General features: G+C 74.4%; 9 protein-coding genes and 2 pseudogenes. 6 read left to right on the forward strand and 5 right to left on the reverse strand.

Annotated features, from left to right (window positions below):
- Positions 1-177 precede the first annotated feature (177 nt).
- Positions 178-1,371 (reverse strand): annotated as a pseudogene (locus tag MA879_RS09485) (sodium:solute symporter family transporter); the annotation flags it as partial.
- 174 nt (positions 1,372-1,545) lie between these two features.
- On the opposite strand from MA879_RS09485, the gene MA879_RS09490 reads away from it, so the two are divergent.
- From MA879_RS09490 to MA879_RS09505, 4 genes are read left to right on the forward strand one after another with little or no spacing between them, the layout of a single operon-like run.
- Positions 1,546-2,118 (forward strand): helix-turn-helix domain-containing protein, encoded by a 573-nt coding sequence (locus MA879_RS09490; RefSeq protein ID WP_248125577.1) that lies wholly within the window; start codon positions 1,546-1,548, stop codon positions 2,116-2,118.
- A gap of 34 nt (positions 2,119-2,152) precedes the next feature.
- On the forward strand, positions 2,153-3,160 hold the full coding sequence (gene speB, locus MA879_RS09495) for an agmatinase (RefSeq protein WP_248125579.1): 1,008 nt from the start codon (positions 2,153-2,155) through the stop codon (positions 3,158-3,160).
- Positions 3,157-4,920: a thiamine pyrophosphate-binding protein gene (locus tag MA879_RS09500; protein WP_248125581.1), complete on the forward strand. Its 1,764-nt coding sequence runs from the start codon at positions 3,157-3,159 to the stop codon at positions 4,918-4,920. The genes speB and MA879_RS09500 overlap by 4 nt, the downstream gene beginning before the upstream one ends.
- A complete protein-coding gene (locus tag MA879_RS09505) occupies positions 4,917-6,146 on the forward strand; it encodes an aminotransferase-like domain-containing protein (protein ID WP_248125584.1) in 1,230 nt (409 codons plus the stop codon). The genes MA879_RS09500 and MA879_RS09505 overlap by 4 nt, the downstream gene beginning before the upstream one ends.
- A 33-nt stretch (positions 6,147-6,179) precedes the next feature.
- On the opposite strand, the gene MA879_RS12540 is transcribed toward MA879_RS09505, so the two are convergent.
- Together MA879_RS12540 and MA879_RS12545 are read right to left on the reverse strand one after the other, a co-directional pair.
- Positions 6,180-6,434 carry a hypothetical protein gene (locus tag MA879_RS12540; RefSeq protein ID WP_248125613.1) on the reverse strand — a complete coding sequence of 85 codons (255 nt, stop codon included), beginning with the start codon at positions 6,432-6,434 and terminating at the stop codon, positions 6,180-6,182.
- A gap of 332 nt (positions 6,435-6,766) precedes the next feature.
- Positions 6,767-6,964 (reverse strand): annotated as a pseudogene (locus MA879_RS12545) (helix-turn-helix domain-containing protein); the annotation flags it as partial.
- 114 nt (positions 6,965-7,078) lie between these two features.
- Between MA879_RS12545 and gabT the strand changes: the two are divergent.
- Positions 7,079-8,413 (forward strand): 4-aminobutyrate--2-oxoglutarate transaminase, encoded by a 1,335-nt coding sequence (gabT, locus tag MA879_RS09520; RefSeq protein WP_248125587.1) that lies wholly within the window; start codon positions 7,079-7,081, stop codon positions 8,411-8,413.
- 119 nt (positions 8,414-8,532) lie between these two features.
- Entirely contained in the window at positions 8,533-8,898 is a 366-nt protein-coding gene (locus MA879_RS09525) for a histone-like nucleoid-structuring protein Lsr2 (RefSeq protein WP_248125590.1), read from the forward strand.
- A 78-nt stretch (positions 8,899-8,976) separates the two neighbouring features.
- Here MA879_RS09525 and MA879_RS09530 read toward each other — a convergent pair whose 3' ends face one another.
- Positions 8,977-9,972, reverse strand: a complete 996-nt coding sequence (locus tag MA879_RS09530; protein ID WP_248125593.1) for a DUF305 domain-containing protein — start codon at positions 9,970-9,972, stop codon at positions 8,977-8,979.
- Positions 9,973-10,107: 135 nt separating this feature from the next.
- A complete protein-coding gene (locus MA879_RS12550) occupies positions 10,108-10,782 on the reverse strand; it encodes a class F sortase (RefSeq protein ID WP_248125595.1) in 675 nt (224 codons plus the stop codon).
- Between the last annotated feature and the right edge of the window lie 148 nt (positions 10,783-10,930).

The raw sequence follows: 10,930 nt of genomic DNA on the forward strand, positions 1-10,930 counted from the left end.
GTTCTCGAGGGGCGCACCCTGAGGTGCTGCTCACACGCTAGGGACGCACCGGACCCCGGCCCAGCACGGGACGGACACGCTCAGGTGACGATCCCGTCACGGGCCCACACGCCGCGGGGCGGCCACCGGTGCCCCCGGTGACCGCCCCGCGCGTCGGGCGCTGTCAGCGCGCAGCCCTCATCGGGTCGTGGCGCCCGCCGCCGTCGCCGCGCCCGCCGCCGCGGCACCCTCCGCCGCCACGGCCCCGCGGCGGGCGCGCACCCGCCAGGCGTCCAGGACGGCCGCGTCCGTGGGACGCGTCAGCAGGCTGACCGCCACGTACACCACGGCGGAGAGGGCCAGGCCCACGTAGATGGGCTCGTTGGCGTAGACGCCGGCGATGGCCTCCTCGGCGCGCAGCTCGAGGACCAGCATGGTCACCAGGGTGCCCACCGTCCCGGCCACCATGGACCAGGCCGCGCCGGCCCCGGTGCCCCGGCGCCAGAGCAGCCCGCCGAGGATGGCCACCAGCAGGCCGCCCACCAGGATGTCGTAGGCGATGGTCAGGGCTGCCACCACGTCCGGGACCTGGATGGCCACCGCGAGCGCGACGACGCCCAGTCCCAGCACCCACCAGCGGTTGGCCGAGACGTCCTCCTCCGCCTCACCCGGGTCCTGCACGGCCACGGGGCGGGCGTGGTGCTCGTCCACGGCGTCCGCCACGGAGACCTCCGTGGCGGTGCGTCCGCCGCGCAGCATCGGCATGATGTCCGCCCGGGCCACGGTGGCGGCGGCGATCAGGGCGCCGGAGGCGGTGGACATCATGGCGGCCACGGCGGCGGCCAGGGCGATGCCGCCGATGCCCACGGGCAGGAGGTTCTGCGCCACGGAGGCGTAGACGTCGTCGGAGGTCTCGATGCCGGGCAGGGCGACGGCGGCGCCGTAGAGGATGCAGTACACGCCGGCGGCCGCGCCGCCGATCTGGGCCACGCGCGGGGAGCGGGCGGTGAACACCCGCTGCCAGATGTCCTGGCCGATCAGCAGGCCGAGCGTGTAGATCACGAAGTACGTGATGATCGACTGCAGGCCCGTGCCGCCGACGTCGAAGAACTCGGCGTCCAGGCGCTCTCCCATGCCGGCCCAGCCGCCGGCCCGGGACAGCGAGATCGGCAGCATCAGCAGGAACAGGCCCACGGTCATGATCAGGAACTGGACCATGTCCGCCAGGGTGATGGACCACATGCCGCCGATCACGGAGTAGGCCAGAACGACGACGCTGCCCACCAGGATGGCCAGCCAGCGGTCCCAGCCGAACAGGACCACGAAGACGGACGCGTAGGCGCCCGTCGACGTCGCCGCGAGCATGAGGGTGTAGGCGAGCATCACGACGGAGTACGACGGCGGCGATGATGACGATGTTGAGGGTGGCCATGGGCTCCTCCGAGCGGGATGGCCGGGAGCCGGTGCTGACGAGGGTGTTGCACCTCACGTCCGGTGCGCTGAGGGTAAACGCGCGTTGACCTTGAGACAACTCGGGTCCATGCTGGAGGCGACCCTGAAGGAGCCATGAAGTCCCTGCCGCTGCACCCGACCCCGACCACCCCGCAGGTGGGCCGACGCCTCCGCGCGCTGCGTGAGCAGGCGCGTATCTCCCTGGCCGACCTCGCCGCCGTGACGGGGCTGTCCAAGGGCTTCCTCTCGCGCGTCGAACGCGACCTCACCAGCCCCTCGGTGACCTCCCTGGTGGCCGTGTGCCAAGCCCTGGGGACGAGCCCCGGCGACGTCCTGGACGCCCCCGAGGTCACGGTGGTCCGCGGTGGTGAGGCGCCCGCCGTCAGCCTGGGCGGCGAGGGGATCTCGGAGCACCTGCTCTCCCCGCCCGGCCTGCGGCCCCTGCAGGTGATCCGCGCGGAGATCGCCGCCGGCGGGACCGGCGAGGAGGAGCTGTACACCGTGGACTGCGAGGTGGAGTCCGTGCATGTGGTCTCCGGCCGCCTGACCCTGCGCACCGTGGACGGCGCCCACGCCCTGGAGGCCGGGGACACCGCCACGTTCAGCGGGCGGGAGCCGCACTCCTGGCGAAACCCGGACCCCGACTCCCCCGCACACGTCCTCTGGATCCTCGCCGGACGCACCTGACCGCCCCACCCCGACCCCATCGAAGGAGAACGCCATGCTGCAGATCCCCCGCGTCGAGGAGGACGGCCGCCTCGGCCCCGTGAACTCGGCCCTCGTGCCCCGCTACGGCGGCGCCCCCACCTACGCCCTGCTGCCCCGCCTGGACGAGGCCGCCGCGCGCGGCCTCACTCCGGAGATCAAGGTGGTCGGCGTGCCCTTCGACGCCGGCGTGTCCTACCGGCCCGGCGCCCGGTTCGGCTCCGGCCACGTGCGCCAGTCCTCCCGCCTGCTGCGCCCCTACAACCCGGCCACGGACACCTCCCCGTTCGCGCAGGCCCAGGTGGTGGACGCCGGGGACATGGCCGTGAACCCCTTCACCATCGGCGAGGCGATCGAGACGATCCAGCAGGACGCCCTCGACCTCACCGCGGACGGCTCGTCCCTCATGACCATCGGCGGCGACCACACCATCGCCCTGCCGCTGCTGCGCGCGGCCGCCGAGCGCGCCGGCCAGCCCGTGGCCCTGCTCCACTTCGACGCCCACCTGGACACGTGGGACACCTACTTCGGCGCTGAGTACACCCACGGCACCCCGTTCCGCCGCGCCGTGGAGGAGGGGATCCTGGACACCGAGGCGATCTCCCACGTCGGCACGCGCGGCCCGCTCTACGGGAAGAAGGACCTCGACGACGACCACCGCCTGGGCTTCGGCATCGTCACCTCCGCGGACGTGTTCCGCCGCGGCGTGGACGAGATCGTCGACGCCCTGCGCCAGCGCATCGGCGACCGCCCGCTCTACGTCTCCGTGGACATCGACGTCCTCGACCCGGCCCACGCCCCCGGCACCGGCACCCCCGAGGCCGGCGGACTCACCTCCCGCGAGCTGCTCGAGATCCTGCGCGGGCTGCGCGGCCTGGACCTGGTGGGCGCCGACGTCGTGGAGGTGGCCCCCGCCTACGACCACGCCGAGCTCACCGGCGTGGCCGCCTCCCACGTGGCCTACGACCTGATCACCCTCATGGCGGACCGCCGTGCCGCCCGCGCCCAGGAGGCCTCCGCATGAGCGGGACGACCGCGCCCCAGACCGCCGCGCCGCGCCGCAACGGCGGGGACCTCGCCGTCGAGACCCTGCACGCCCTCGGGGCGCGCACCGTCTTCGGCATCCCCGGCCAGCACGCCCTCGGCCTGTTCGACGCGCTCTCCCGCTCCCCGCTGGAGTTCGTCTCCAACCGCGTGGAGAACAACGCCGCCTTCGCCGCGGACGGCTACGCCCGCGCCACCGGCGAGGTGGGTGTGCTGTTCCTCTCCACCGGGCCCGGCGCCCTGACCTCCCTGGCGGGCCTCCAGGAGGCCTACGCCACGGGCGTGCCCCTGGTGGTGATCGCCTCCCAGATCCCGCTGTCCGGGCTCGGCGCCCGCCGCAAGGGCATGCTCCACCAGCTGGACGACCAGAAGGCCTCCGCCCAGAACGTCACCAAGACCCAGCACACCGTGCACCACGCCTCCGGCATCCCCTCCGCGATCCAGGACGCATGGGCCGAGGCCGTGACCGTGCCGCAGGGTCCGGTGTGGGTGGAGATCCCCCAGGACGTGCTCCTCGGCGACGTCGAGGTGCCGCCCGTGCAGGACGCCCTCGCCGTCCCCTATGACCACCCGCCGCGCGCCGAGCTCGTCGACGAGTCGGTCCGCTGGCTGCGGGACGCCGAGCGCGTGGCGATCGTGGCCGGCGGCGGCGTGCGCCGCTCCGGTCCGGCCGCCCAGGAGTCCCTGCGCGAGGTCGCCGAGCTGCTGCAGGCCCCCGTGGTCTGCTCTCCCGGCGGCAACACCGCGTTCCCGTGGGAGCACCCGCTCTCCCTCGGGGGCTGGGTGGAGGACCGCCACGTCACGGACCTGCTCGAGGACGCCGAGGTGCTGCTCGTCGTCGGCTCCGCCCTCGGCGAGGTCACCTCGAACTACTTCACGCTCGAGCCCCGCGGCCGCCTCATCCAGATCGACGCCGAGCCGCGCGTCCTCGAGACCAACCACCCCACGCTCGGCGTGCGGGCCGACGCCGGCCAGGCCCTGGCCGCGCTCGCGGACGCGCTGCGGGCGGACGCGACGGCCCGGCCCGCGGAGCGGCCGTGGCACGGCCGCACCTCCGCGGACGTGGTGGCGGAGGTCAACGCCAAGGTCACCGCGCGCCTGGACGCACAGGACCTGGGCCGCGAGCGCCGCCTCATGGCGGACATCCGGGCCGCGGTGCCCGCGGACATGCAGACGTTCTGGGACATGACCATCGCGGCGTACTGGGGCTGGAACTGCTGGGACGCGCAGGAGGGCGAGTTCCACTCGGCGCAGGGCGCCGGCGGGCTGGGCTACGGCTTCCCCGCGGCGTTCGGCGCGTCCGTGGGCCTGGCCTCGGCCGGCCGCGACGCCCGGGTGCTCGCCGTGGCCGGGGACGGCTCGGCCATGTACTCGATCGCCGAGCTCGCCGCGGCACGCCAGCACGACGCCGACGTCACGTGGCTGATCGTCGACGACGGCGGCTACGGCATCCTCCGCGAGTACATGGAGGGGGCGTTCGGCCAGGCCACGGCCACCGAGCTGACCCGCCCGGACTTCGCGGCGCTCGCGGAGTCTTTCGGGGTACCCGCCGAGACCGTCGAGGTGGAGCAGGTGGGCGAGGCGCTCGCCCGCGCCCTCGCCGGCTCCGGCCCCAACGTGGTCGTCGTGCGCACCCTGCTGCGCATGTGGGCACCCAGCCACCTCGAGGAGGCCGCCCCCGTGGATGACGCCGGCCTCGACCCCGCCGAGACCACCCGACCGGAAGGACCCACCGCATGAGCACCCTCGACCCCGCGGGCGCCCGCGCCCACCTGGCGCGCCGCGCCACCACCGTCCAGCAGTCGGCCGTGCGCGACGTCTTCGACATCGCGATGGACCCGGACCTCGTCTCCCTGGCCGGCGGCAACCCGTGGCTGTCCGGCCTGCCGCTCGAGGAGCTCGGCGCCACCGCGCAGCGGCTGATCGCGCAGCAGGGCACCGCGTCCCTGCAGTACGGCCCCGGCCAGGGCCTGGAGTCCATGCGCGCGGCGGCCTGCACCGTGATGGCCGCGGACGGCATCCCGGACGCGGACCCCGAGCTGGTCGTCATCACCCCCGGCTCCCAGGCCGCGATCGACACCGCGTGCCGCGCCTTCGCGGACCCGGGCGACGTCGTCGTGGTGGAGGACCCCACCTTCGTGGGTGCGCTGACCTCGTTCCAGACCTGGGAGCTCGACGCCGTGGCCACCCCCACGGACGAGCACGGCCTGGTGCCCGAGGAGCTGGACGCCACGCTCACGCGCCTGGCCGCGGAGGGCCGCCGGGTGGCGTTCCTCTACACGATCCCCTCCTTCGCCAACCCCTCGGGCCTGCTGCTGCCGGCCGAGCGCCGCGAGCGCGTGGCCGAGGTCTGCGCGCGGCACGACGTCCTGATCGTGGAGGACAACCCGTACGGGCAGATCGCGTTCGACGGGGAGCCGGTGGCCCCGATCGCCGCCGCGCACCGGGACCGCACCGTGTACCTGGGGACGATGTCCAAGATCTTCTCCCCCGGCGTGCGCGTGGGCTGGGCCCTGGTGCCGGAGGCGCTGCACCGCGAGTTCTACCTGTGCGCCGAGTCCGCGTTCATCCACGCCTCCACCACGTCGCAGATGCTCGCGACGGCGTTCGTCACCGAGTTCGACTGGCAGGGCCATGTCCGCGAGGTCACGGGCCTGTACCGGGCGCGCGCGGCCGCGCTGCAGGACGCGCTCACCGAGCACTGGGACCCCGCCTTCGAGTACACCGCCCCGCGCGGCGGGTTCTTCCTGTGGGGCTCCCTGCCCGCGGGGGTCGACACCCTGGAGCTGATGCGGGAGGGCATCGCCGCGGGCGCAGTGTTCGTGCCCGGCGCCGCGTTCACCCCCGTGGAGGGCGTGCACTCCACCCTCCGCCTGGCGTACTCATTCGTGGACGAGGACACCCTCGTGGAGGGCGTGCGCCGCCTGGCGCCCGTGGTGGAGCGCGCAGTGGCCGAGGCGCGCTGACCGCCTCACCGCACGGACGACGCCGGCCCCGCCTCACGCGGGGCCGGCGTCGCCGTCCTCCGGGTAGCGCTCCCGGACGAAGGCCCGCAGCCGGTCGGCCACGGCCGCAATCTCGTCCGCGGCGAAGTGGTCGTGACGCCACACCGCGTGCAGGTGGACCCCGAGCGTCTCGGCGCCAGCCCGGATCCGCAGGGGCCGCAGCCCGAAGGCGGGGTCCTCGGTGACCACCGCCACCGCGGAGCCGTTGGCCGCCAGGGCCTGGGCCACCCGGCCCGAGTTCGCCTCCACGACGTCCCGGGGGCCGGCGGGGTCGAGGGCAGCACGACGAGGTCGTGCTGGGCCACGGACTGCAGCAGGGAGTCGTCCAGCTGGGTCTCGGCCACGCGCACCGCCGGGTCCTCCGGGCCGAGGACGGTGAGGAACGGGACGACGACGTCGATCAGCGTGGTCCCCGGCGCGCCCACCGCGAGCTCGGTGAGACGGCCGGCCGCCAGCACGACGGCGGCCTGCCGGGCGTGGGCGTGCGCGTCCAGGACGCCGCGGGCCACCGGCAGCCAGGCATGCCCGGCCGGGGTGAGGCGCAGCCGCGCACCGGCCGGTGCGAACAGGGCCAGGCCCAGCTCGCGCTGCAGCCGCTGCAGGTGGCGCGTCAGCGCCGACTGCACCAGGCGCAGGCGGCGCGCGGCCTCGGTGACCGTGCCCGCCTCGGCCACCGCCACGAAGGTGCGCAGCAGCACGGGGTCCAGGACGCGCGGGGAAGGATCCGCCCCCTCGGCACGCGCGGAGGGCGAGGCGGCGTCGGGCCCGTGCACGGTCATGCTCCAGGAGCATAGGCGGCATCCAGGCTCATCATTGGACGTGATGCCACCGCACCGCGCACGATGAACTCCGCACCGACGACCCCGCCCCTCGCCCCCCCCAGGAGCTCCCCCATGGCTGCCCCCACGCAGAACCGTCCCCCGCTCGAGCAGTCCCGCCACCTCGCCGGCGAGCTTCCCGGCCCGCAGTCTCGGGCGCTCGCGGAGCGCCAGGCCCGGGCCGTCCCGTCAGGGGTGGCCGCCACCATGCCGGTGTTCGCCGCCCGCGCCGAGGGCGGGATCATCGAGGACGTGGACGGCAACCGCCTGATCGACCTCGGCGCGGGCATCGCCGTGACCTCCGTGGGCGCGTCGCACCCCAGGGTGGTCCAGGCCGTGCAGGAGCAGGTCGCCGACTTCACCCACACCTGCTTCATGGTGACCCCCTACGAGGGCTACGTGGCGGTGGCGGAGAAGCTCAGCGACGTCGCCCCGATCTCCGGCGAGACCCGCACCGCCCTCTTCAACTCCGGAGCCGAGGCCGTGGAGAACGCCGTCAAGGTGGCTCGCGCCTTCACCGGCAAGCAGGCCGTGGCCGCCTTCGACCACGCCTACCACGGCCGCACCACGCTCACCATGGCGCTGACCGCCAAGTCCATGCCGTACAAGCATTCCTTCGGCCCGTTCGCCCCCGAGGTCTACCGCGTCCCGGGCTCCTACCCGCTGCGCGACGGGCTCGACGGCGCCGCCGCGGCCCGCCACGCCATCAGCGCGCTCGAGAAGCAGATCGGCGCCGAGAACCTGGCCGCCGTGATCATGGAGCCGATCCAGGGCGAGGGCGGGTTCATCGTCCCCGCCGAGGGCTTCCTGCCGGCCATCGTGGACTGGTGCCGGGCCAACGGCGTGCTGTTCATCGCGGACGAGGTGCAGTCCGGCTTCGCCCGCACCGGCGCGTGGTTCGCCTCCGAGACCGAGGGGATCGAGCCGGACCTGATGACCACCGCCAAGGGCATCGCCGGCGGGATGCCGCTGTCGGCGGTGACCGGCCGCGCCGAGATCATGGACGCGGTGCACCCGGGTGGCCTCGGCGGCACCTACGGCGGCAACCCCGTGGCGTGCGCCGCCGCCCTGGCCGTGCTCGAGGCGATCGAGGAGGACGGCCTGCTGGGACGGGCGCAGATGATCGAGCGCGTCATCCGCGAGCACTTCGAGCGCCACCCGGACGAGCGCATCGGCGAGATCCGCGGCCGTGGCGCCATGATGGCGCTCGAGTTCGTGGACCCGGCCACCGGCGAGCCGGACGCCGCCCTGACCGGCGCGGTCGCCGCGGCCGCCCGCCGGGCCGGCGTCGTGCTGCTCACGTGCGGCACCTATGGCAACGTGGTCCGCTTCCTTCCCCCGCTGGTGATCTCCGAGGAGCTGCTGCGTGAAGGGCTCGGCGTGGTCAGCGAGGCGCTCGCGGCCGCCTGAACGGTCCGGGGAGGGCCGGGGAATGGCGGCACGCCATCCCGGATAACGGGAAGGAATTCACTGTCCGGGAGATTTCCACTATCATTTAGGTCGACGGTTTTCGACAGTGAGGAACAATCATGGCCACCATTTCCACGATCGCCGACGACTTCGACGGCTCGACGCCGGCCGAGACCGTGTACTTCGCCGTGAGCGGCAAGGAGTACGCGATCGACCTCAACGAGGAGCACCGCGCCGAGCTCGAGGAGGTCCTCGACGCCTTCGCCGAGCAGATGCGCCGGTACACGGACGCCGCCCGCCCCATGGGCAAGGCCACGTCCCCTCGCACCTCCACCCGCTCCGGAAGCGCAGGTCGCAAGTCCGGAACCGACACCAAGGCCGTGCGGGCGTGGGCGCAGGAGAACGGGTACGAGGTCGGCGACCGGGGTCGCATCCCCGCCGAGATCGTCGAGGCGTACACGAATCGCGGCGGCAAGAAGGGCTGAGCTGAGCTCAGGCCGCGACCCCCTCGCCGTGACGGCGAGGGGGTCGTTCCGCATCCGGGGGCGACGCGTGCCGCCGGCTCAGTCCGAGGGGCCGGCCGAGGTCCCGGGAGCCGAGGTCGGCCGGGCGGTGTCCGCGGGCGTGGGCGTCGGCCTCGGCGCGCCCTCCGCCGAGCCGGAGGCGGCGTCCGAGGGGGGCGGGGGCAGCTGGGACCAGAGCTCGTACAGCGCTGAGGGCGTGTAGTCCACGTTGGAGCCGTCTGCACCCACGGCGCTCTCGATCACCACGGGTCCGGTGTACCCGGACGGCCGAGTCGTCGAGGAGGGGTCCGCACCGACCGCTCCGCGCCTGTTCAGCAGCAGGACGAGCTCCTGCATGCGGTCCCGGTGGCCCTCGATGAGCTGCTCCGCCAGGGCGCGCGTCTGCTCGTCAGTGCCCTCGTCCCGCTCGGTGCCGGCCAGGGTGACTCCCCCCTGGTGCAGGCGGTGCATGTGCAGCAGGTAGATCGTCTGAGCCGAGCCGTCGGCCGCCGTGACCAGGGCGTTCTTGTCCGAGGCCGTGAGCAGGCCCGCCACCATGTTCTGGGCGGCCTGCTGCTTCGCGGACACTTCGGCGTCGCTGGCGTCCACCGTGGCGGCCGGGGCGGGTGCGGAGCTCGAGGCCCCCAAAGGCTGCGGCGGCGCGGGCACCTCCTCGCCCCACGCCTCGAGCTGGGCGGTGAGGGTGCCGATGCGTCCCTGGGCATCGGCCCGCACGGCCTCGGCGACACCCCGCACCTCGTCGCCGATCTCCTCGCGTCCGAGGATCTCGTCGGACTCCTGCACGATGTCGTAGTGGTTCAGCAGGAGCGTGGTCACGAACCGCACGTCCGCGGCCAGCGGGTCCGCCGATGTGGCGCTCGGTGTGGCCAGGACGCCCTCCAGATAGGTGTCGGAGGCCTCCGCCTGCCCGGGCCGGCCCGACTGCTCCGGGGTGGCCGCGGTGCCACATCCGGTGAGCCCGAGGGTGAGGGCCAGCAGCCCGCCACCGGCGGCCGTGGTCCAGCGCGCGGGGCGGGCGGGGGCGGATCGGGTCATGACGGGCGGTCCTCTCGGGGTTCTCACGCGGTCCGACGGGCGGACGCGACCGGCGGGCGCGGACGGCGACCGGCCCTCAGAACGGTAGCCGCTCGGTCGCGCGCGTGGGAAACGGCGCGCGGTCCGGCGGGGGGGTCAGGCCACCCGCGTGGCCTGGACGGCCCAGTTGTTCGTCGAGGTGCCCACCGCCCCCGGACCGCTGCTGGCGTCGCAGGTGATGAGCGTGAGCTTGGTGCCCTCCGACGGCAGCTCCCACGCCCAGCTGTAGGCGGGGTCGTGCGTCAGGGCGTCCTTGCCCATGGACACCGCGTCCGCGTCGGTGCGGAAGGCCGCCTGCGTGCCGTCGTCGTAGGTCACCACCACGAGCGCGCCGGCCGCCAGCCCCTGCAGGTTCCAGAACACGTCCTTGCCGCCGTGGTTGCGCACATGGCCCGTGAGGATCCCCGGGTGCCCCGACGTCTCACCCGGCGTGGTCCCCCACTGCGGCGGTCCGTACCAGCCGACCGTCTCGGGGTCCGGGTTCAGCTCTCCGTCATCCTGCATCTGCACCAGCTGGATCGGCGCACCGATGACCAGCTCGCCGTCCGCGTAGACGTCGATGTGCTCGGGAGCGGCGGGCACGTCCTCCCAGGGCGCGGCCGGGCCCGTCATGCGGGCCGCCACCTCGTCCTCCGCGCTGGGCTCCTCGGCCGGGACGGGCGCGGCGGCGCTCGCCTGTGCGGAAGTCTCCTCGGCCGACTCGGGGGCCGGCGACGTGTCCTCGGCCGCCTCGCCCGAGGACTCCGTCGCCGTGGTGGCTGCGGCGGGCACGGCGGGGGTCGACGGAGCGGCGGACGTCGGCGCCGCCGTCGTGCTCCGGGAGGTCGACGCCGGCGCGGCCGCCGTGGTGGAGGCCGGAGCGGCCGACGAGCCGTCCGCGGACGCGGTCGCCGGCCGCGGGCTCGGCGGGCTCGTGGCG

The sequence above is a fragment of the Micrococcus lacusdianchii genome (genome assembly GCF_023155805.1).
GTDB classification, from domain to species: Bacteria; Actinomycetota; Actinomycetes; order Actinomycetales; family Micrococcaceae; genus Micrococcus; species Micrococcus lacusdianchii.

What these genes read in the sequence shown, in the direction of transcription:
- MA879_RS09490 (WP_248125577.1), top strand. Translation starts at nt 1,546, where the DNA reads ATGAAGTCCCTGCCGCTGCACCCGACCCCGACCACCCCGCAGGTGGGC.
- speB (WP_248125579.1), top strand. Translation starts at nt 2,153, where the DNA reads ATGCTGCAGATCCCCCGCGTCGAGGAGGACGGCCGCCTCGGCCCCGTG.
- MA879_RS09500 (WP_248125581.1), top strand. Translation starts at nt 3,157, where the DNA reads ATGAGCGGGACGACCGCGCCCCAGACCGCCGCGCCGCGCCGCAACGGC.
- MA879_RS09505 (WP_248125584.1), top strand. Translation starts at nt 4,917, where the DNA reads ATGAGCACCCTCGACCCCGCGGGCGCCCGCGCCCACCTGGCGCGCCGC.
- gabT (WP_248125587.1), top strand. Translation starts at nt 7,079, where the DNA reads ATGGCTGCCCCCACGCAGAACCGTCCCCCGCTCGAGCAGTCCCGCCAC.
- MA879_RS09525 (WP_248125590.1), top strand. Translation starts at nt 8,533, where the DNA reads ATGGCCACCATTTCCACGATCGCCGACGACTTCGACGGCTCGACGCCG.
- MA879_RS09530 (WP_248125593.1), bottom strand. Translation starts at nt 9,972, where the DNA reads ATGACCCGATCCGCCCCCGCCCGCCCCGCGCGCTGGACCACGGCCGCC.